The organism is Mesorhizobium sp. WSM4308 (assembly GCF_002294905.1).
GTDB lineage: Bacteria > Pseudomonadota > Alphaproteobacteria > Rhizobiales > Rhizobiaceae > Mesorhizobium.
The window spans coordinates 258,162-280,137 of sequence record NZ_NSFW01000007.1 but is presented as its reverse complement, the minus strand read 5'-3'; the positions used below and the strand labels follow the sequence as shown (position 1 = coordinate 280,137).

Here is a 21,976-nt window from a genome sequence, read left to right as displayed (position 1 = left end):
TTTCTTGTCTGAGCATGATCTTGTCCGAAAACCGGGTGGCATTTCCAGGGATCATACTCTTCATGCTCTGCGGGCCGAAACCCGCAGATCAGTCTTTCATCGATTGTTCGCGCAGCGAGTCGGCGAGCAGGTTCAGCCCCAGCACGAACGACATCAGCGCGATCGTCGGCGGCAACGCCGGGTGGATGAAGGAGCGCAGCAGGCGGCTGGCGTCCTTGATCGCGGTGCCCCAGTCCGGGCTCTCCGGCGCCAAGCCGAGGCCGAAGTACCCCAGCGTGCCGAGCAGGATCGTGGTGTAGCCGATGCGCAGGCAGGCATCGACGATCAGCGGGCCGCGCGCATTGGGCAGGATCTCCCACAGCATGATGTACCAGGGCGATTCACCGCGCGTCTGCGCCGCCGCCACATAGTCGCGTGTCTTGATGTCCATCACCAGGCCGCGCACGATGCGGAACACGCCGGGGCTGGAGGCGAACACCACCGCCACGAAGATGTTGAGCTGGTTGGGGTCGATGTGGATGACCCTGAACGGATCGGCATCGAAGACCAGGCCGGCATAGACCCAACCGCCGATGACCAGCGTCAGCCCGAGCAATATGTAGAGCCGGTCGGGCCGGTTCTTGTAGCGCGTCCAGAACAGCACGCTGAAGAAGATGATGGGGAAAAGGAAGAACACACCGGCCATGCCATAGGGGATCGGGGTGTCCATGATGCCCGGCGTCACCAGCAGGTAGAACAGCAGGATCACCGGGAAGGCGAGCACCAAATTGGCCAGGAACGACAGCACGGTGTCGATCTTGCCCCCGTAATAACCCGCGGGCAGGCCGAGCGTGATGCCGACCATCAGCGCGAAGCCGGTTGCGGCAGGCGCGATGATCAGCACGATCTGGCTGCCATAGACCATGCGCGAAAACACGTCGCGCGCCAGCTTGTCGCCGCCGAACAGATAGGTCAGCCCCGATTGCGGCTCGACGGCGCCCGGCAGCACGTCCTTCATGATGGGGACCTGGGCCAGCGGATCGAAGGGCGAGATGGTCGCGGCGAAGATCGCCGTGAACAGCCAGAACAGGCAGATGCCGACGCCGACAATGCCGACACCGCTGTCGAACAGCTGGCCGTAGAGCGCCAGCTTCTTCTTGTAGGCGAAGCTCGCACCCATGACGATGAGGAGGGCGATCCAGACCGGCCAGAAGCGCGACAGCACTTCGAGAACGACGGTGAAGCCACTGATATATTGAACCGGCATCCGCTTCGCCCCCTACTGAACTCTGATACGCGGATTGAGAAACGCGTAGCCGACATCGGAAATGAGCTGCGTGATCAAGACGATGAACACCGAGACCAGCGAGCAGCCGAGCAAAAGGTCGATATCGTTGTTGCCGGCCGCCTCGACCAGCGTGTAGCCGAAGCCCTGGTAGCGGAACATCACCTCGACGATGACGACGCCGGTGAGCAGCCAGGGAAACTGCAGCATGATGACGGTGAACGGCGCGATCAGCGCGTTGCGCAGCGCATGTTTGACCACCACGCTGCCGAAGGAGAGCCCCTTCAGCCGGGCGGTGCGGATATATTGCTGCGTCATCACCTCGACCATTGAAGCGCGCGTCATGCGGGCGATGTAGCCGATGCCGTAGATCGCCAGCGTCATCACCGGCAGCGTGAAATTGTAGAAGGTGATGCCCTGGCTGGCCGAGGCCGCCGAGCCGTTCAGCCAGCCGAGCCATGAGGCGAAGATGACGGTGAAGATGACGCCCGACACATATTCGGGCGTCGCCGTCGAGGCGATCGAGGCTACCGACAGCGTGCGGTCGGTTCGCGAGCCCTCGCGCATGCCGGCCAAAATGCCGATCAGCAGCGAAATTGGCACCATCACCGCCAGCACGCTGAGCATCAGGATGCCGGTGGCGCTGAGTGCCGGAAAGAGCTTCGACGCAACGTTGGTCTTGAACTTGGTCGAACAGCCGAAATCGCCTTCCAGGACGCCGGAGAATTTCGGCTCCAGCGGGTCATTGCAGAAGGAAAAACGCTGCGTCGGCTTGCCCGTCGCCGGATCGGTCACCGGCTGCTTCGGCACGACGCCCAGCCACTGGCCGTAGCGTACGAAGAAGTTCTGCCGGTAGCCATGGTTGACCAGCCAGCTTTCGAGCTGCTCGGCGGAGGTATGCATCTCGGTCTGGCTGATCGCCAGCTTCTTCAAATTCGGTTCGAGATTGATCAGGAAGAAGACGATCATCGTCAGGCACAGCATCGTCAATGCCATGGTGCCAAGACGCCTGATAACGAAGGAAAGCATGGCGGCCCCCTGCCGACGGGTTGGGGTTGAAGCCTGCTGGAAACCGCCTCCGCAACAACGGCAAGGCTAGCTGTCAAGAAGACCTTCGGATGCGATCATCGGGTAACTCGCTTGCTCAAAGGATCGTTCTTCTCGCCCGGACCAAGCAGAAGTTCGCTAACATGGAACTGCGATAGTAGGCATCGCAAAAAAGTAACCTGCCGATTGACTTTTTTTCGAGCAAACTTTTGCCTCCCACTTGCAGGATCGCCGTTGGATCGCTTGCCAGTCCGACTGAGGGAAATTCATGCACCTCGGGACGGAAACTTCTCACAAGTCAGCCCCTCGGCATCATAGCCAGCAATAGCCACGATAGAGCCGCACATTCGCTCGCTTCAATAGTCTTTCCGAATGTCCGCCTGACTGCTAAACCGCAAATTTCTCGAGGTGGGCGGACGTGCAAGCGCGACGGACAATCCGAACCGCACCAAGATTGATATGTTGTCAGGAGCCGAGTGTCTTTTAGTCAACGCGAGCGTGAGTTTTTTGCAGTAGGGCAATCGCCGCACATTCAGCAATAGTCCGGCACTGAGCGGCTCACGCGCCGGCTTCTTTCTTCTCCGTGTGTCGAGGACACTACGAGAGGAATTGAGAACGTCAAACTGGGGGATTGAAAAATGAGCTTTTTTCGAAGCAGTGGCGATCGCGTGCCGAGCGCTATCGAGGCGATGGCGCAAGAGGCACGTGCAGGTCGCATGGACCGGCGCGAGTTCCTGGCGCTGGCAAGCGCCTTCGGCGCATCGACGGCGTTTGCCTATGGCATGATCGGCCTTGCGGTGCCGGATCGGGCCCTGGCCGAAGAGCCGAAGAAAGGCGGAACGCTGCGCGTCTCGATGTCGGTGAAGGGGCAGAAGGATCCGCGCACTTACGATTGGGTGGAACTGGCGAACATTTCGCGCTGCTGGCTGGAGCCGCTGGTCCGCTACACCAGACAATTCACATTCGAGCCGGTCTTGCTCGAAAGCTGGGATATCAACGACGACGCCACCGAATATGTGCTGCATCTGCGCAAGGGTATCACCTGGAACAACGGCGATGCTTTCAACGCCGATGACGTCGTTCAAAATCTGACGCGATGGTGCGAGAAGAATGTCGCCGGCAATTCCATGGCCGCACGCGTCGGCGCGCTGATCGATGCAAAGACCGGCAAAGCCAGGGATGGCGCTATCACCAAGGTCGATGACCTCACGGTCAAGCTGAAGCTCGGCGAACCCGACATCTCGCTGATCCCGAACTTGACCGACTATCCGGCCCTGGTGGTCCATCGCAACTTCGATGCCGACGGTGCCGATCCGATCAAGAAGCCGATCGGCACGGGACCGTTTGAACTGGTCTCATACGATGTCGGCCAGAAGGCGGTCGTCAAGCGCCGTGAGAATGGCAAATGGTGGGGCGGTGAAGCGCCGCTCGACGGCGTCGAGTTCATCGACTACGGCACCGATTTCAACGCCTCGATCAATGCATTCGACTCTGGCGAGATCGATCTCAATTTCGAGACACCGGCCGACTTCATCGACATACTCGACAAGATGGATCTGGTGAAAACAGAGGTGGCGACGGCGACCACGCTGGTTGCCCGCACCAACATCACCCACAAGCCTTATGACGACCAACGGGTCCGAAACGCCCTGCAAATGGCCGTCGACAACAATGCCGTGCTCGAACTCGGCTATGCCGGGCGAGGCACCGTCGGCGAGAACCACCACGTCGCCCCGATCCACCCGGAATATTATCCCCTGCCAAAGAAGACACGCGACGCCGCCGGCGCCAAGAAGCTGATGGCCGACGCCGGACAGGCAGACTTCGAGCATGAACTGATTACCGTCGAGGACGATTGGCAAAAGAACACCGGCGACGCGATCGCCGGTCAGTTGCGCGATGCCGGAATCAAGGTGAAGCGCACGGTGCTGCCGGGTTCGACCTTCTGGAACGACTGGACGAAATATCCCTATTCGATGACGATCTGGTACATGCGCCCGCTCGGCGTTCAGGTGCTGGCGCTCGGCTATCGCACTGGCGAAGCCTGGAATGAATCGGCGTACTCGAATCCGGATTTCGACGCCAAGCTCAAGCAAGCTCTCTCGCTCGTCGACGTGGAGAAGCGCCGCGAGGTGATGAAGGACGTCGAGCAGATCCTGCAGGATTCGGGCGTCATCATTCAGCCATTCTGGCAGAAGCTCTACAGCCACACGAACAAGAAGGTGAAGAACTACAGCATCCATCAAACCTTTGAGATGGATCTCCAGAACGTGTGGCTGGACGCATGAGTTAGCTCCCAAGCTGGCAATGACCGCCGACACCTGTTGCAGAAAACAGGTGCCGGCGGGCCGAGAGTGGAGCCAGTTGCACTCTGCCCACGACAGCCCTCAAGCTGGATATACCAGCTCTCGCCGCCCCGCGAACAGTAGGCGAGGAACGAATGCTTCCTAACTACCCTTCGGCGACTCCCAGGTAACCTCTTCAGCGGGACTCGGCCCCAGTCAGGCAGCAGGAGGCCTCGGTGAAGAGCGGAAAGAACGGTCTTTACGACAATCTGAAGCGTCAGATTCTGACGATGGACCTCGATCCTGATCCGGACCTGGACGAGGCGAGCTTGAGCGCACGCTACGGCCTCTCCCGAACACCGGTTCGCGAGATTTTTCGTCGGCTCGAGGTGAAGGCTATATCGATATCCGTGCCAACCGCGGCGCGCGCGTCATCCCCATGAACCATCAGACGCTCAGGCACTTCTTCCTGGTCGCGCCGATGATCTATGCCGCGATCGGCCGCCTTGCGGTCCAGAACTTCAAGCCGAAGCAGCTTGCCGACCTCAAGGACACACAGGAACGGTTCCGCACGGCAAGCGTCACCGGCGACGTGCTCTCCATGGGGCTGGAATCGCTTCCGCGAGATCATCGGCGAGATGTCGGGCAACGCCTACCTGCAGCCGAGCCTTGGCCGACCTCTGATCGACCACGCCCGGATCGGCCACACCTTCTTCCGGCCGCGTACAGATGACATGCGCCGGTGACTGCGGCTCGCCTGCGACCACGATGATGGCTTCATCGCTGCAATCGGCTCGCACGACGAGGACACGGTCGTCGACCTTGTATTCGAACACTGGGAGTTGTCGCGCGAGAACATGGAAATGCTCATCGCCCCGCAAGGAATGAAGGCAGATGCGCTTGTCGAAACGCCTGCCGGATCGATGGAGAAATCGTCTTGAAGTTCGAAGGTATCTACACTCCAGCCAACACGCACCATTGGAACGGGCGCTATCAATGCAATAGCATTTGTTCTCATCCCGATTTGGTTCAGATAAGCTCTTGCGCTCCGCCCTCGCATGATACGGAAAACGGGTCCGAAGAGCTGTGATGCCAAGACCGTACGATCTCTCCTCGGTGACCGCTCTCATCTGCTTCGAGGCGGCCGCCCGAAATGCGAGTTTCAAAAACGCAGCCCAGGAATTGAACGTGACGCCGGCGGCGATCAGCCACCAGATCAAGGCGCTTGAGGGTGATTTGGGATGCAACCTGTTCCTGCGCATGAGCCGCGGTGTCGAATTGACTGAGAAGGGGGCGTTCTTGTTCGTTGCCGTGCAGCGCGGGCTTGAGACGATTTCCGACGCCGTAACGCACATGCGCGATCGCCCGGAAACCGCTGACGTGACCATCCGGACAACGACGGCCGTCAGTTCGCTATGGCTGACACCGAAGATCTCAGCCTTCTGGAAAAGCCATCCTACCGTCGCTGTCTCGCAGATCGTCAGCGACGTTCCCACAAAATCCGTCCGCTGCGATCTAAGTATTCAGTACGGAGATCCGAAGGAGAATCTCGAAGAGTGCCACAAACTTTTTCAAGATCGCATTGTCGCGCTCGGAACTCCAAGGTTCGCCGCCGAGCACGGCATCGGCCGAGTTGAGGATCTGCTCAACGCACCTTTGATTCATATGGATAACGAGGAAACCGACTGGACGAACTGGCCGGACTGGTTTCAAGCGCTTGGCCACACCATGCCAAAGGGCCGCAGGTTTTCCGTGAACAACTACATGATTGCCCTCCAAGCCGCTCAGGATGATATCGGGGCGGTATTGGGGTGGGATGAATTGGTCAAAAGCCTGATTGAACAAGGACGGCTGGTCACCCTTGTGCCCGAAAATATTCCATCACCCATGGCGTTTTATCTGAAAATCCAGCCCAGGGCAGGTTCGAAAGCGCGGCTTTTTGCGAGCTGGCTCACCAAGAGCTCTTGAGTGGCTGCTCTCTTGCTCGCGGACTTCTTTTGGCGGCATGACACCACCGCGCTCGCTATGCCTTGGCTAAGTGGGCATAGCTTGCTGCGAAACGCCCGAATTTGTGCTCGCCACAGGTCACCGGTTTATAGCGACGCGGGTTGCTATTCGTGACGCAGGACGCCAGCGGTTCGATGATTGCATCGAAATCAGCATCGATAAAGAAGGGGATCGAATACCGCTCCCGCCCAGTGGTGTTGATCACGCGGTGCATATTCGCCAGATAGAGATCATTGGTGAGCCGCTGGATCAGATCGCCAATGTTGATGACGAAGGTGCCGTGGATGGGTGTGCCCTCTACCCAGTCGCCGTCGCGATTCATGACCTGCAGACCGCCCACGTCGTCCTGCGCCAGAATGGTCAGATTGCCATAATCCGTGTGCGCACCGATACCGATGATGTTTTCCCCGACGTAGCCCCCTTGCGAAGGGTAGTGGAGAAGGCGCTGGATACTGATCGGGTTTTGCATCAGTTTCTCGAAATGATCTTCCTGCAAGTCCAGACTGAGCGCGATGCCCTTCAACAGGGTTTTCGCGAGGATGATCATTTTTTGATGGTATGCGTATGTCAGCTCGGAAAACTCGGGCAGGGTTGAGGGCCACTGGTTGGAGCCAAAAAACGGACCTTCCAGGGTCGAACGCTCAGGGCCGATATCAAAGCATTCTTTGAGGTCTTTCGTCTTGCCTGGATCGGTGTTTTCCCCGAATGGCTCGATGTATCCGCGCAGTGCGACATCCGATTTGCTTACGTGCAGCTCCATCTTCTGGGGCATGGGCAAATCAAAAAACCGGCGGCTCACATCGAACACCGAATCGACGAACTCCTGGGGGATCCCATGGTTCTTCACGTACATGAAGCCAGTGTTCGACAGCGCCCAACGTATTTGCTTGGCCACCGCCTGCTTGTTGCTGCCATCGAGAAGTGGGGCGATGTCGACCACCGGAATCTTGTCGAAGCTTTCGCGCTTCGCACGCAGCTTGTCGTCCAGTTTGGCAACGAGATCTACGGACATTGAGCACCTTGGTTTGATGGAGGAAGACCGGGCGGACCTTGGCCCATTCGGTCCGATCTCCTCAACTGCAATAATATTGCTTTCGGATTACTTCTAATAACCTGGTGTCACCTCGGAGCACCGCTGCCTATGCGACGTTGACGACAGGATCGCCGTGACATCCAAACGAGGAGCGCTTCGGTGCGGAAGAACTTTAGGTGGTTCGTTCCTGCGCAGCGATTTCTCGTATCCAGCTTCGCAGGATTTCGGCAGCGGGCGAAAGCGTGCGGTTATCGTTCCAGGTGAGATAATAGGCCCCTGGCGCAGGAAGCTCGAGTTCCGTCAGCCTGACCAGTTTACCGTCCTCGATCTGTGACTTCACGAGCCGATGCCAGCCCAGCGCCACGCCCTGGTCAGCCTGAGCCGCCTGCATGGCTACAAGGAATTTGCCGAATCGGCGGCCGCGGGTCGGACCATGAGGCACGGACGCACGACGCAATACCTCATCCCAAATCGCCCAGTTTGGATCAACCCAGTCAACATGCAGCAAGGGAAGGTCCGGCAAGGATGCTGCCGTCGCCTCTCGATGCGCTGTAGCAAACTCCACCCCGCAGACCGGATAGATGGTTTCGCTGAAAAGAAGCTCGGCATTCTCGTCAGGCCAGGAACCGAACCCGTATCGGATGCGCAACTCCACCTCGGCCCTTCGATAGTCACGCTGATTGTCGGAAATCAGATGATCGACTGCAATCTCGCCGTAGCGAGTCCAGAAATCGGGCATGCGCGGTATCAGCCACATTGTAGCAAAGGCGTCAGAACAGGCGAGGGTGACGTTCTTGGACCGATCACCGCGCTTGACGGTGCGGACAATCTCAGCTGCGCGCGAAAAGCCGCTCGCTAGAACGCCATAAAGGTCCTCGCCGGCGCTCGTCAGCATCACCCCTGAGCCCAGCCTCACAAACAACTGAACGCCCAGTTCGTCCTCGACCGCCTTGACCTGCCTGCTGACCGCCCCGGGAGTCACATTCAGCTCTCCCGCCGCCAGTTTGAATGACAAGTGCCTGGCGGAAGCTTCGAACACGGCGAGAGCTGTCAGGGAGGGCAGGTCATAATATCGGCGAACCATTTTGGGCTCCAAACATTCGAAAACCGAGCGGCGCAGCGATTTCGGCAAAGGCGTAGGCGAGACATCGGCACGACATTGTGATTGCTGCCATGCATACACCAGATCGCATCAGGCGAAAGCTGGCGCTGTCGGGACTGCAGGTATTTTCACCCGGCACATGCTGACCGTCGCAACTCATTAAAGGTGAGAGTACTGCAGGGGGACGTGGGAATGATTTTCGGGCCAGCTTTCAATGATGAGCTGCATTTCCCATAACGATGCCAATCGGATCAATCGTGATCGACGAGGCCAAGCCACGGACCGCCGCATATAAGTCAACACGCGCGTGAGACTTTTGCAGTAGGTCAAATGGGCGAGTTGCAGCAATAGTCGCGCGGGGTCCGGCTGCGGCCCGCGTTGTTGTACCTCTTGGAGGCCCGCATGACCGTTGACGCGCAACTCTCTCGAAGGGGAGGGCGCGATGCGCGCCGGATTGTTCGGACCGCGCCGAAAGTGCAGATGCTGCCGACGCTCAAGCGCGGGCTACCTGTTGTCGAGCCCATGGATGCAGAGCAAGTAGAACGCATTCACCAGGCGTCCTTGGCAATCCTGGAAGACATCGGCGTTGTATTCCGCGACCCAATCGCTCTTGAGGACTGGAAGAGAGTAGGCGCCGACGTTCGCGGTGAGCGAGTCCATCTGGATCGCGGGTTGGTGATGGAGCTGATCAAAACCATCCCGCCCGATATTGAGTATTTCGCTCGCAACCCGGCGAAAAACGTGCAGCTGGGCGGCCCGAATTCGATCTTCGTGCCGATGACCGGCGCGCCTTACATGCGCGATCTTGACGACGTGCGTCGCGGCCCGACCATTGCGGACTTGGGGACCTTCCACAAGCTGGCGCACATGATGCCGGCGTTGCATTCATCGGCGCACCACATTGTCGAGCCGATGGATATCGTCGTTGCGCACCGGCATCTGCACATCACCTATTCGTCGATGAAGCATTCCGACAAGATCTTCATGGGCATGACCACCTCGCCCAAGAATGCCGAGGACGTGCTCGACATGTGCGAGATTCTCTTTGGCAAAGGCTTCATGGACACGCATGCGGTCACGACTGGCAACTGCAACGGCAATTCTCCGCTCGTGTGGGACCAGGTCATGCTTGGCGCCATGCGCGCATTCTGCCGGCGCAACCAGCCAGTGCTGTGCTCGCCATTCGTGCTGGGCGGCGCGAACACGCCTGCGTCGACGGCGGCTGCGGTGGCACAGCTGAATGCTGAGGCGCTGTCCGCACTCGCCTACACCCAAGTGATCCGCAAAGGCTGCCCCGCCATCTACGGGCATTACCTGTCGACGGTCTCCATGCAGTCCGGCGCCCCGATGGCTGGAACGCCCGAGATATCGCTGATGAACTTCATGATCGGCCAGATGGCGCGACGCTACAACGTTCCGTGGCGCACATCGAACCTGCTCGGCGGCGCCAAGATTTTCGATGCGCAGGCCGGCTACGAAAGCGCCATGACTATGATGGCGGTGCTGATGTCCGGCGCCAACTATATCTGGCACTCGGCGGGCTGGAACGAAGCCGGGATGCATTGTTCCATCGCGAAGTTCGTCGTCGATGCCGAGGTTTGTGCCATGGGCTATCGCATGACCCAAGGTATCCACTGGGATGATTTTGACGAGGCCTTGGCCGCCATTCGTGACGTCGGACCCGGTGGCCACTATCTTGGACATGCGCATACCCAGGCCAACTTCGAACGCGCATTTTTCATACCAAAGCTCTTCGACAACAATTCGATCGAGCAGTGGAAGGTCGACGGCTCCAAGGACATAAAGCAAAGGGCGCTCGACCATGCAAAGCACCTCCTGGGAGAGTACCAGGAGCCTAAGCTGGACCAGGCCAAAGATGAAGAACTGCGCGCCTATATCGATCGACGCTCGCGCGAAATCCCGGCGGTTGACGCGCTCAACGATGACTATTGAGGGTCATCATGCGCATCAACAGGATCAACGTCTACTCGACCCAGCTTCCCATCAAGGGTGGCGCGTACAAGATGGCGAGCGCCGACGTCCACTCATTGGACAGCACGCTTGTCGAGGTTGTGACAGATGACGGCATTACGGGATGGGGCGAAACCTGCCCCGTCGGCCCAGTCTATCAACCCCATCACGCGCTAGGGGCTCGGGCGGCGATAGCCGAGATCGCGCCCGGCCTGATTGGAGAGTCGACCCAGTCGCCGCGACATCTGGCCAAGCGGATGGATGAAAGACTGAATGGGCACAACTACGCCAAGGCGGCGCTCGACATAGCGTTCCTCGATCTCATCGGTCAGCGTCTCGGCGTGCCGGTGTCGACGCTGCTGGGCGGAGCGCTGACAGACCGCGTGCCGTCCTACTACTCTACGATCGTGGGCTCTCCGGACGAAACCGCGCGTATCGCCGCCGACAAGGTCAAGGTGGGCTACCCGCGTATCCAGGTCAAGATTGGTGGTCGCAACCTGGAAAAGGACGCGGCGACAGTGCACAAGGTCTGGGAGGCTGTGGGACTCAAGGCAAGCATAGTTGTGGACGGCAATCGAGGTCTATCGGTGGCGTCTGCCCTTCACCTAGATCGGCTTTGCCAAAACATCCCGTTTGTGTTCGAGCAGCCCTGTAACAGCATGGAAGAGATTGCATCTGTCCGGGGCAGGGGTACCCATCCCATCTATCTGGACGAGAACACCGAAGACCTGAATGCGGTATTGCGGGCCATCTCATCGGGTATTGCGGATGGTTTTGGCTTCAAAGTCACGCGTCTGGGCGGACTGACCAGAATGATGACCGCTCGCGATATGTGTTCCATCCGGTCGCTGCCGCACACCTGCGACGACGCATGGGGCGGAGACGTGATCGCGGCCGCCTGCGTGCATCTCGCCGCAACGGTCGACCCGCGGCGCTTCGAAGGCGCGTGGATCGCCCAGGAATATATTGAAGGTCACTACGATAAGAAGAACCCCGTGGTCATAGACAATGGCCATATCGCCGTGCCGCAGCGACCTGGCCTCGGTGTGAAGCCCGAAGCAGGCATCTTTGGCGTCCCGGCAGCGAGTTATGGTTCCTGATGAACGCTGTGGCCCGCATCCCCGAAACCTGCAACTCGGTCCACGCTGACGCTGCGTTTCAAGTGTCGGGGAAGCCGCATGAGATCGCCGTGCTCGTGTTGCCGGGATTCTCCCATCTAGCGCTTCACGCCTATGTCGAGCCCTTTCGCATAGCCAACTCGGTCTCGCGCCTTCCTCTCTTCCGCTGGCGGATTGCGGGGATCGACGGCCAAGCGGTTGTGGGCGCCAATGGACTATCGATACCCGTGGACATTACCGTCGAGGAATTGACAGGGGGCGAGTCCTACAGTTGCAGGCTTGACCAGCTCGCCGTCGTGGCGGGCGAGCCGGTCGAGAAGCAGATGACGCCTCTGTTGCATGCATTCCTGCGGCTCCTGGTCCGGCGAGGAGTATCGATATCGGCAATCGGCACGGCGACGTGGCTGCTCGCCCAGACGGGCCTGCTCGCGGATACCCGTTGCACCATTCATTGGTCGCGGCTCGCGGCTTTCTCTGAGGTTTTTCACCAGCCGCGCATTCGTGATTCCCTGTTCGTCAGGGATGGCCAATATTCAACCTGCGCCGGTGAATTGGCGGCGTTCGATCTAGCGGTGGACCTTATTGCAGGTCACGCAGGCGCCTACATCGCCCAGGAAGTCTGCCGTCATGCGACGGTAGAGGGCCAGCGCTCCGGTTCGAACCGCCAGACGGGCCCCTCAGGCCTGGCGTTTGCGGGAGTCAGCGACAAGCTGGCGATGGCCATGCGCATTATGGAAGAGAATGTGGAGACTCCGCTGTCGATGGGTGACGTTGCCGATAGGGTTGGGATCTCCCGCCGGCAGCTTGAACGCCTTTTCGCAACTCACATAGGTCAACCGCCGGCTCGTCACTACCTCAGGGTCAGGGTCGACCACGCCAAGCGCCTGATCGAAGGCACGCGAATGCCCATCATCGACATCGCCGTTGCTTGCGGGTTTATGTCAGCGTCGCATTTTGCCAAATGCTTCCGCATCATCAATGGCTTTTCGCCGCAGGAGTGCCGGGCAATGGTGCCCGTTTGGGTCGGGCCGGGGCTAGGTTGAAAAGCTCAGCTGCAGCGAAAGCTTCGTCTCGCCGGCAAGCTTTTTTGTCCCTCTGGGCGGATGCCTGATCAGTATAGGTTGAGGAGAATTTGATGAGATTCGAAGGGATATACACGCCCGTCATCACGCCACATCATGACGATGGTTCGATCGATCGCGATGCGTTCACCAAAATCGTCGAGCACCTGATAGCATCGGGTGTGCACGGCATCATCAGCGGCGGGTCGACGGGCGAATACTATGCGCAGTCGATGGACGAACGCGTCGAAATGGCTAAGTTCGCCAAGGAAGTCATTGGCGAACGCGTGTCACTTACCATAGGCACAGTCGCTATTCGTCTGGAGGACTCGATCCTGATGGCCGAGACGGCAGCCAAGATCGGGGCTTCTGCCATTCTCGTCGGATCGCCTCCCTATTCGGTGCCCACCGAGCGCGAAAACGCACTGAACGCCTTGGCGATCGACCGGGCGGCGGACCTCCCGATCATGCTGTATAACTACCCGGGCCGCATGGGGATCAACATGGGCGAGGATTTCCTCGACCGCGTCGCCCGCAGCCGCAATTTCTGCGCCATCAAGGAGAGCTCCGGCGACATCAACCGGGTGCATCTGCTAGCCCGCGACTACCCGCATATCCAGATGTCCTGCGGAATGGACGACCAGGCCCTGGAGTTCTTTGCATGGGGAGGGCGCAGCTGGGTCTGCGGCGGTTCGAACTTCCTGCCGAAGGAACATCTCGCGCTTTACCGCGCATGCGCGGTTGAAGGCAATTTCACCAAGGGGCGTCGGATCATGTCCGCCCTGATGCCTCTGATGCGCGTGCTGGAGCAAGGTGGGAAATTCATTCAATGCATCAAGCATGGCTGTGAAATGGCGGGATTTCGTGCCGGCCCCCCACGACCGCCGCTAAAGGGATTGAACAAGGACGATATGCGTCAACTGGAACAAGTCGTGCGGGTCCTGAAGTGCACGATTGCGGACATTGAAGCGGAGGCATGAGCATGGGCAATCTTCTCACACACGACGAATATTCCGCGATTGCCGCCAAACTGGAATTTCCGACACAGGCATTCATCGACGGCCGCTTCAGACCGGCAATCTCGGGCAAAACATTCGAAACGACCAATCCGGCCACGGGCAGGGTACTGGCGAAGGTTGCCTCCTGCGGTCCCGAGGACGTCGACTTTGCCGTACAAAAGGCACGCGACGCGTTCGAGGACGGTCGGTGGTCGCGCCTTCATCCGTCGGCGCGTAAGGAAGCTCTCATCCGCCTCACCAAGCTCATGAAGCGCAACGCTCACGAACTGGCGGTTCTGGAAAGCCTCGACAGCGGCAAGACGATCTACGACTGCGAGAACGTCGACGTTCCTGAAACCATCCACTGCCTCGCCTGGCATGCGGAACTGATCGACAAGATCTACGATCAGGTGGCGCCTGCCTCCGACAATCACATCGCAATGATCGTCCGCGAACCGGTCGGTGTCGTGGGCTTGGTCCTGCCCTGGAATTTCCCGCTGCTGATGCTGGCCTGGAAGATCGGACCGGCACTCGCCGCGGGCAACTCGATCATCGTCAAGCCGGCCAAGGAAACGACCTTGACTGCGCTGCGTGTCGCCGAGCTGGCAATGGAGGCGGGCATCCCCTCCGGCGTCTTCAACGTGCTGCCGGGCGGCGGCTCCGAAGTCGGGGAGCCGCTTGGGCGACACCTGGACGTGGATATGGTGTCGTTCACCGGCTCGACGGAGACCGGAAGACGCTTTCCGCGCTATTCGGCAGAGTCGAACCTCAAGGAAGTGACCTTGGAGATGGGCGGCAAGAACCCGGCTGTCGTGCTGGACGACGCGGAGAATATCGATCGCGTCGCCGCCCACATCGTGAACGGCGCGTTCTGGAACATGGGGCAAAACTGCTCCGCCTCGTCGCGGCTCATCGTTCAGCGCGGCATCAAGGACGAACTCCTCAAGCGGGTTATCGCGCATGCCCGGGAGTGGCCGATGGGCGATCCGCTCAATCCCGAGAATCGGGTGGGTGCGCTGGTTTCCAAGGCGCACTTCGAAAAAGTCTGCTCCTATTTCGAAAAGGGCCAGAAGGTGCTTCTCGGTGGAAAGGCAAAGGATGGGTTCGTGGAACTCACGATCCTGGATGTCAGCGACCGCGGCGCAAAGGTCGCGCGGGAAGAGATCTTCGGACCGGTCCTGACGGTGCTGACTGTCGAGAGTTTCGATGAGGCGATCACGCTTGCGAACGACACAGAGTACGGACTGTGTGCGTCGATCTACACATCGAACGCGAAACGAGCCATAAGGGGAGCACGTGCGATCCGGGCGGGTACCGTGACCGTCAACAGCTTCGGGGAGGGAGACATCACAACGCCCTTCGGAGGCTTCAAGTCTTCCGGCTTCGGTGGCCGCGACAATGGCATTCACGCCCACGACCAGTACACCAGAATCAAGACCATCTGGCTTGATCTCACCGATGACGCAGATGAGGCGGTTGCGTGACCATCCACAAGGCTGAAAGGCTGCCGGTCCAACGGGGGCCGGCAGCCTGGAACGCCATCCTCCCGGCCCAACCCTGTTCCGCGCCGCTTGAAGGCGATCTCCGCGTCGATGTCGCCATAGTCGGCGGCGGCTTCGCCGGTCTTTCAGCCGCCAAACGCCTACGCCAACAAGACGCGAACCTTCGGATCGCGGTTCTTGAGGCCGGCGGTCTCGCGGAAGGCGCTTCCGGCCGCAACTCCGGCTTCATGATCGACTTGCCTCACGATTTGCAATCCGATGATTACGCCGGAAAGGGTGTGGAGGAGGACAAGAAAATGATCGCGCTGAATCGCGCGGCCATTGGCTTCGCGAAGGAGTGTGTTGAAGAGTACGGAATGCACCCCGCCTATTTCGATCCGGCGGGCAAGATCAATGGCGCAGCCAGCGAGACCGCGCGCGACCTCAACGCAAGCTACGCCAGACACCTCACTGAATTGGGCGAAGCCAGCGAGATGCTCGACGCCAAGGCGATGCATGAGGTAACGGGAAGTCGCCACTACACGTCTGGCCTTTTCACGCCGGGAACCGTGATGATCCAGCCGGCGGGCTATATCCGGTCGCTTGGTACAGGCCTTCGACGCGACGGCGTGTCTGTGCTCGAGAGATCCCCTGTCTCAAAGCTCGCAAGAGTGAACCAGGATTGGACGCTTGCAACGCCCAATGGCCATGTCACCGCAGCGAAGGTCATTCTTGCCAACAACGGGCACCTTGAAAGCTTTGGCTTCGCGCGCAAGCGCCTCATGCATGTTTTCCTCTACGCCTCGATGACTGCCGAACTCGACGCTGAAGTCCTTTCCAAGTTGGGAGGGCAGCCTCGTTGGGGCGTTACCCCTTCCGATCCGATGGGTACGACGATGCGGCGCATCGACACCGCACAGGGCGGAAACCGTATCGTCACCCGGACCTGCGCCAGCTATCTGCCTGGGATGGTGCCGTCAAAGTCAGCAGTCGCCCGCGCGGCAAAAGTCCATCGGCGAAAATTCGCCGACCGCTTTCCTGCCATCGCCGATGTTCCGATGGAATACAGTTGGGCCGGACACCTGTGCCTGACCTGGAACGGTGTCTCGATGATGCGCGAACTGGAGCCGGGTCTTTTCTCGGCCTGCTGCTGCAATGGCCTGGGAACGGTGCGCAGTACGCTAACCGGCATCGCCGCCGCCGACATGTTGTTCAACCGGTGCTCGGAAATCTCCGCGCATTTCATGTCTGAACCAGAACCACCGAAGCTCGTGCCGTCGCCTTTCGCCGAGATCGGCGCGAACCTCTATTTCCGTTGGAAAGAGTGGAGAGCCCGTGAGGAGTAGCGTACCCGTGTATCTCGACGAAAACACAGAGGACCTTTCCACTGTGATCCGTGCGATTGGAGAGGGAGTATGCGACGGCTTCGGAATGAAGATGACCCGCATTGGTGATCTCCATGCAATGGCGACGGTGCGGGATCTTTGCGAGGCACGTTCAATGCCTCACACTGGCGACGACGCGTGGGGCGGCGACATTCTCGCCGCCGCCTGTGTTCAAATGGGTGCGACCGTCAGTCCCCGCCTGAACGAGGGCGTCTGGATCGCGGCACCGTATATCGAAGGCCACTATGACGAGAAGAATGGAGTGTCCGTTGAAGCGAGACACGTTAGGCTTCGGAGGGGGCTGGCCTGGGAGTTGTTCCGCAGCAATCCCGCTTGGCCCTCCGGTGGCATCTTATAGTTTATCGGCGAATGCCAGCCGACCGAGAGCGATCCCGGCCGGCACAAGTCACGAACTTGCGGCTCAAGACGGAAGGGCCAGCCACCCTTGACATGTCGTCAAGGCGTAAAATGGGAAGAGGGAAATCATGAAAACCCGTGCCGCTGTCGCTGTTGCCGCCGGAAAGCCGCTGGAGATCATGGAGGTCAACCTCGACGGTCCGCGCGATGGCGAGGTGCTGGTCGAGATCAAGGCGACCGGCATCTGCCATACCGACGAGTTCACGCTCTCGGGCGCTGATCCCGAAGGCCTGTTCCCGGCGATCCTCGGCCATGAGGGCGCCGGCATCGTCGTCGACGTCGGCAAGGGCGTCACCTCGGTCAAGAAGGGCGACCATGTCATTCCGCTCTACACGCCGGAATGCCGCCAGTGCCCGTCCTGCCTGTCCAGAAAAACCAATCTGTGCACGGCGATCCGCGCCACGCAGGGACAGGGCCTGATGCCCGACGGTTCGTCGCGCTTCTCGATCGGCAAGGACAAGATCTTTCACTATATGGGCTGCTCGACCTTTTCGAACTTCACCGTGCTGCCCGAGATCGCGCTGGCCAAGGTCAACCCCGACGCGCCCTTTGACAAGATCTGCTACATCGGCTGCGGCGTCACCACCGGCATCGGTGCTGTGATCAACACCGCCAAGGTCGAGATCGGCGCCACCGCCGTGGTCTTCGGTCTCGGCGGCATCGGCCTCAATGTCATCCAGGGCCTGAAACTTGCCGGCGCCGACATGATCATCGGCGTCGACTTGAACAACGACAAGAAGGCCTGGGGCGAAAAGTTCGGCATGACGCATTTCGTCAATCCGAAGGAGATCGACGGCGATGTCGTGCCTCACCTCGTCAACATGACCAAGCGTGGCGCCGACCAGATCGGCGGCGCCGATTACACCTTCGACTGCACCGGCAGCACCAAGGTGATGCGCCAGGCACTGGAAGCCTCGCATCGCGGCTGGGGCAAATCGGTCGTCATCGGCGTGGCCGGCGCCGGCCAGGAGATCTCGACGCGGCCGTTCCAACTGGTCACCGGCCGCACCTGGATGGGCACCGCCTTCGGCGGCGCGCGCGGCCGCACCGACGTGCCAAAAATCGTCGACTGGTACATGGACGGCAAGATCCAGATCGATCCGATGATCACCCACACGCTGAAGCTCGAGGACATCAACAAGGGTTTTGATCTCATGCATGAGGGCAAATCGATCCGAAGCGTCGTCGTTTACTGAAGCAAAGCCACAAGCCGCCGACCGATCGGCCTGCGGCCTCTGTGGTTCACAACTGGAGGAGAAAAGAATGGCCGAGAAACTGCATCCGAAAATCGACAATGGCCTGCCGAGGGAAAGCGCAAGCTTTGCCGGCGGCACGCTGGTCTGCGCCTGCACCAGCAAGCCGGTGAAGGTGAAGGTCAAGGGCCAGATCGCCCACAACCACGCCTGCGGCTGCACGAAGTGCTGGAAGCCGGACGGTGCTGTGTTCTCGGTCGTGGCCGTCGCCGGCACGGGCGACGTCACCGTCACCGAAAATGGCGACAAGTTGAAGGTGGTCGATCCGGCAGCGCTGATCCAGCGCCATGCCTGCATCGGTTGCGGTGTCCACATGCACGGACCGGTCGAGCGCGACCATCCGTTCAAGGGCCTGACCTTCATCCATCCCGAGCGTTTCGTCGAGGACGGCTGGTCGCCTCCGGGCTTCACCGCCTTTGTCTCGTCGATCATCGAATCCGGTGTCGACCCCAAGCGGATGGATGGTATTCGTGCACAGCTGAGGACAATTGGGCTCGAACCCTATGACTGCCTCAATCCAGGCCTGATGGACTATATCGCCACCTGGACGGCGAAGAAGTCCGGCGCCTTGCCGGCTTGAAGACCTGAAACGTCATGGGGCCGGTAGCGATCCGGCCCCATATTTCATTGCAAGCAAGATGCACGAGCGGCACGTCCAGCAAAAAACCGATTGGCCGGCATTCAAAGAATTCGCCTTCCCTGGGTTGGAAGCATTGGAGACCTGAGCAGAGATGTCCAATTTTCCATTCGCCCGCTTGAACCTGGCTAACACAACACCGTTTGACGCCTCTAGTCGTATCGATTGGATCGTTGCGGGACTTGTCGAACGCTACCTTGCTGCCGGGATAAAGGGCTTCGTGCTTAGCTTCGGCACCGGGATGCGCGTGTACCTTCCAAAGGAGAATCCAAGAACTTGCACAGCGGGGCAGCAGCATGACCCGATTTTTAAAGATCCGAGCCTAAAAGCCCCGCATCAACCACGTCCGGCCTCTCTGGCTCAAAGCCGCGGCTCAACTCATTAACACAGCGTCGAATGGACACCTCGTAAGCTTCTCATAGCCGTCGTCCGTTATCAGGACCTGCTCTTCGAGTTTTACGCCTTCACGGCCCCCAACGGCGCCAATGTATGCCTCGACACACAACGTCATGCCCGGCTCAAGAATGTAGTCGAACGCCCCCGGAATGAAATCCTCGGGATAATAGATTGCCGGATATTCGTCACACAGCCCGATACCATGCATCATTGCGCCGTATCGTTGATCAACGAATTCCTTTGGCAATTTGTGGCCATGCCGTGTGAGTTCAGTGAATGAAATACCTGGCCGCAAAAGTTCCATGTTGGTCGTTATGTGCTCGAGAGCGATGGCGTGAAGTCTGCGTTGTTCGTCGCTCGGGCGCCCATCGCCGCAAAACCAAGTTCGCGAAAAATCCGCGCACATACCGTATGGTCCCACCATATCAGTATCGAAGGCAACCAGATCTCCTGTCTGGATCCTGCGTGGCCCGGCCTCCTGCATCCAGGGATTTGTTCTGGGGCCTGAGGTCAGAATACGCGTCTCGATCCATTCGCCGCCACGTGCGATATTTTCGGCATGGAGAATTGACCACAATTCGGTCTCAGCAATGCCTGGTCGCAAAGACTCACGCATTTTCGCGACCGCAATCTCGCAAGTTGCAAGGGAGCAGCGCATGGCATTGATCTCGTCGATGCCCTTTACAGCCCTTGCATGCTCCATCAGTTGCATACCGTTGCAGATATCGATGCCGGCGGCGTCCAGTGCGCGCAAGCCGGGGATCTCGATCTTGTCGACGGCAAGTCGGCGGTTCTTGCCTCCATGGGTCCGTAATAGCTCATCAATTTGCCCTGCAAAATCCTTGGCAACGGCTTCCTCCTGATCGCCAGACACGAAATAGTAAAAGCCCGCACCGCCCGCGCGAATCTCGTTCACCAATGGCAGATGCTCCGAAAGGTGCCCGCAACGATGGAAGTCCCAAAGAACAACGTATCCATCGGCTGAAACAAAAACAGCACGTGATGGATTGTGCGTGATCCAAAGATGCATGTTCGAGGAGTCAGTTGCATATCGGATGTTCAGTGGATCGAAGCACAGCACGCCGGCGTAATCCCGCTGGCGCAGCTGTTGCACGATGCGGTCCAGACGGGTTTTCCTCATCCTTTCCAGGTTGGGAGGAGTGAGGCCCAACGCTGCCCACTCGGCGAAGGCGACATCTGTCGGTCCGATCTCCACCCGATCGTTCTCATCTATGGTTCCATCTGGCTTCAGTGCCGTCGCCCGGCGCGTCGGATCAATTTTGTTCTTCGAGACGGAAAACGAGGACATTCTTGATGGTTCCTGCTGCTGAAGATGTGTCGGTGTATCGCCGGATTGCTGGATTTGGCTCGGGGCTCCGCGCTGCTGAAGGCGGGAAGAATTTTGCCCTCCATAAGATCAATTCAGCTGGGATTTGTGAGCTATCAGCCTCGACAGGCACTTGGACTGGCACCGAAGGCCTGGCGGAAGCATTTCGAAAAATGTGAGGCCGAGGCGAAACCTGAGGCGATCGCTATCTCAACAATTGGCAACTCTGTTTGTTCAATGAGACGCTTGGCGCGGCTAAGTCTCAAATGCAGGTAGAATCGCATGGGGGACGATGTGATCGACCGCTGGAAAAGCCGTTCGATCTGACGCTGCGAGCGACCGACGCATTTTGCGATGTAAAGGAGCGGCAGCGGGTCCTCAATATGCTCCTCCATGATTTGAATTACGTCTGCCAGCGACTTGCAGATGCCGGTTTCACCAGCGTTGATGGTCGATTGTCTGTCCGAAGCGGGACGCCAATGGCCGGCAGTCGTATGTCGGCAGACAGCCAACGCGATGTCTCTGCCAAGGCGCTCGCTGATCAGCTCCATAACGAGGTCGAAGGACGCGAATTCTCCTGCGCAAGTCAGAAGGTGAGGATCGCGAACGAACAGTTGGTCGGTAACCTGGAGGCGGCCAAACTTTTCCAAGAGGGCGGCTCTCTTGTCCCAATGGATTGTGCAAGGTGTATCGTTGAGCAACCCGCTTTCCGCCAGCAGCCATGTCGCCGTACCCAACGCCGCGATTGGAACCCCGTGCCGCTTGCAAAGCCGAAGAATTTTCGTGAGGGAAGTCGACATCTGTTTTTGGACCCATTCGCCTGCGCAGACGATGACCATGCTTGGTCCCTTGCCGGATTGAATGCATTCTCCAGTGCCGGCAAAATTACCGCCGACCGAAAGGATGAATCCGCTGGCGCATTCAACCGGCTGGCCATCCGGGCTCGCAATCGTCCACTCGAAGGCGGGTCGTCCGGAGATCGAATTGGCAAGGCGAAGCGGATCCACGAAGGACGAAAGGCCGAGCTGGGAAAATCCCGGAAGTGCAAGAATGACCAGGCGGTACACGTCGTGGGTGTCAATCACCTGCCTGCCGGGATTCCATCCCACGATTCGCGAACTGTCTCCTGCTGAAAATGGCGCATTCATAAGGTCATACATCCTCGTTGACGGTCATCAACATCGAGCGGGCGTT

At 59.2% G+C, this 21,976-nt stretch carries 17 protein-coding genes and 2 pseudogenes; 13 read left to right on the top strand and 6 right to left on the bottom strand.

All coding sequences use genetic code 11. The features are described from left to right. Positions 1-88 precede the first annotated feature (88 nt). Positions 89-1,246 (bottom strand): ABC transporter permease, encoded by a 1,158-nt coding sequence (locus tag CK227_RS15535; protein ID WP_095774053.1) that lies wholly within the window; start codon positions 1,244-1,246, stop codon positions 89-91. A gap of 12 nt (positions 1,247-1,258) precedes the next feature. After that, positions 1,259-2,293, bottom strand: coding sequence for an ABC transporter permease (locus CK227_RS15530; protein ID WP_095774054.1), 1,035 nt, complete (start codon positions 2,291-2,293; stop codon positions 1,259-1,261). Between the two features lie 656 nt (positions 2,294-2,949). Here CK227_RS15530 and CK227_RS15525 point away from each other — a divergent pair. From CK227_RS15525 to CK227_RS15515, 3 genes and pseudogenes are all read left to right on the top strand, one after another. Continuing rightward, entirely contained in the window at positions 2,950-4,599 is a 1,650-nt protein-coding gene (locus tag CK227_RS15525) for an ABC transporter substrate-binding protein (RefSeq protein ID WP_095774055.1), read from the top strand. Positions 4,600-4,832: 233 nt separating this feature from the next. Then, positions 4,833-5,537, top strand: a pseudogene (locus tag CK227_RS15520) (GntR family transcriptional regulator). 148 nt (positions 5,538-5,685) lie between these two features. Then, positions 5,686-6,564, top strand: a complete 879-nt coding sequence (locus CK227_RS15515) for a LysR substrate-binding domain-containing protein (RefSeq protein WP_095774056.1) — start codon at positions 5,686-5,688, stop codon at positions 6,562-6,564. A 55-nt stretch (positions 6,565-6,619) separates the two neighbouring features. Here CK227_RS15515 and CK227_RS15510 read toward each other — a convergent pair whose 3' ends face one another. Next, positions 6,620-7,615: a 2-oxoglutarate and iron-dependent oxygenase domain-containing protein gene (locus tag CK227_RS15510; protein WP_095774057.1), complete on the bottom strand. Its 996-nt coding sequence runs from the start codon at positions 7,613-7,615 to the stop codon at positions 6,620-6,622. A 193-nt stretch (positions 7,616-7,808) separates the two neighbouring features. Then, positions 7,809-8,720 (bottom strand): LysR substrate-binding domain-containing protein, encoded by a 912-nt coding sequence (locus CK227_RS15505; RefSeq protein ID WP_095774058.1) that lies wholly within the window; start codon positions 8,718-8,720, stop codon positions 7,809-7,811. A 420-nt stretch (positions 8,721-9,140) separates the two neighbouring features. Here CK227_RS15505 and CK227_RS15500 point away from each other — a divergent pair, with 420 nt between their 5' ends. From CK227_RS15500 to CK227_RS37275, 10 genes and pseudogenes are all read left to right on the top strand, one after another. Next, complete coding sequence (locus CK227_RS15500) at positions 9,141-10,691, top strand: trimethylamine methyltransferase family protein (protein WP_095774059.1); 1,551 nt, start codon at positions 9,141-9,143, stop codon at positions 10,689-10,691. 8 nt (positions 10,692-10,699) lie between these two features. After that, positions 10,700-11,809, top strand: coding sequence for a mandelate racemase/muconate lactonizing enzyme family protein (locus CK227_RS15495; RefSeq protein WP_095774257.1), 1,110 nt, complete (start codon positions 10,700-10,702; stop codon positions 11,807-11,809). Then, positions 11,809-12,870 (top strand): GlxA family transcriptional regulator, encoded by a 1,062-nt coding sequence (locus CK227_RS15490; RefSeq protein ID WP_095774060.1) that lies wholly within the window; start codon positions 11,809-11,811, stop codon positions 12,868-12,870. The genes CK227_RS15495 and CK227_RS15490 overlap by 1 nt, the downstream gene beginning before the upstream one ends. Positions 12,871-12,962: 92 nt before the next feature. Further along, positions 12,963-13,868: a dihydrodipicolinate synthase family protein gene (locus tag CK227_RS15485; RefSeq protein WP_095774061.1), complete on the top strand. Its 906-nt coding sequence runs from the start codon at positions 12,963-12,965 to the stop codon at positions 13,866-13,868. Between the two features lie 2 nt (positions 13,869-13,870). Further along, complete coding sequence (locus CK227_RS15480; RefSeq protein ID WP_095774062.1) at positions 13,871-15,370, top strand: aldehyde dehydrogenase; 1,500 nt, start codon at positions 13,871-13,873, stop codon at positions 15,368-15,370. Then, positions 15,367-16,713, top strand: a complete 1,347-nt coding sequence (locus CK227_RS15475; RefSeq protein ID WP_095774063.1) for an FAD-binding oxidoreductase — start codon at positions 15,367-15,369, stop codon at positions 16,711-16,713. The genes CK227_RS15480 and CK227_RS15475 overlap by 4 nt, the downstream gene beginning before the upstream one ends. A 7-nt stretch (positions 16,714-16,720) precedes the next feature. Continuing rightward, on the top strand, positions 16,721-17,110 hold the full coding sequence (locus tag CK227_RS37280; protein ID WP_280951241.1) for an enolase C-terminal domain-like protein: 390 nt from the start codon (positions 16,721-16,723) through the stop codon (positions 17,108-17,110). A 127-nt stretch (positions 17,111-17,237) separates the two neighbouring features. Beyond that, on the top strand, positions 17,238-18,365 hold the full coding sequence (locus tag CK227_RS15465) for an S-(hydroxymethyl)glutathione dehydrogenase/class III alcohol dehydrogenase (protein ID WP_095774064.1): 1,128 nt from the start codon (positions 17,238-17,240) through the stop codon (positions 18,363-18,365). A 67-nt stretch (positions 18,366-18,432) separates the two neighbouring features. After that, entirely contained in the window at positions 18,433-19,002 is a 570-nt protein-coding gene (gene gfa, locus CK227_RS15460) for an S-(hydroxymethyl)glutathione synthase (RefSeq protein ID WP_095774065.1), read from the top strand. A gap of 151 nt (positions 19,003-19,153) precedes the next feature. Continuing rightward, positions 19,154-19,324, top strand: a pseudogene (locus CK227_RS37275) (dihydrodipicolinate synthase family protein); the annotation flags it as partial. 108 nt (positions 19,325-19,432) lie between these two features. On the opposite strand, the gene dddP reads toward CK227_RS37275, so the two are convergent. Both dddP and CK227_RS15450 read right to left on the bottom strand, forming a co-directional pair. Then, positions 19,433-20,764 (bottom strand): dimethylsulfonioproprionate lyase DddP, encoded by a 1,332-nt coding sequence (gene dddP / locus CK227_RS15455; protein WP_095774066.1) that lies wholly within the window; start codon positions 20,762-20,764, stop codon positions 19,433-19,435. Between the two features lie 134 nt (positions 20,765-20,898). Continuing rightward, the gene (locus CK227_RS15450; RefSeq protein ID WP_179296485.1) at positions 20,899-21,930 is read right to left on the bottom strand and encodes a GlxA family transcriptional regulator; all 1,032 of its coding nucleotides are present in this window, start codon (positions 21,928-21,930) and stop codon (positions 20,899-20,901) included. Positions 21,931-21,976: the final 46 nt, after the last annotated feature.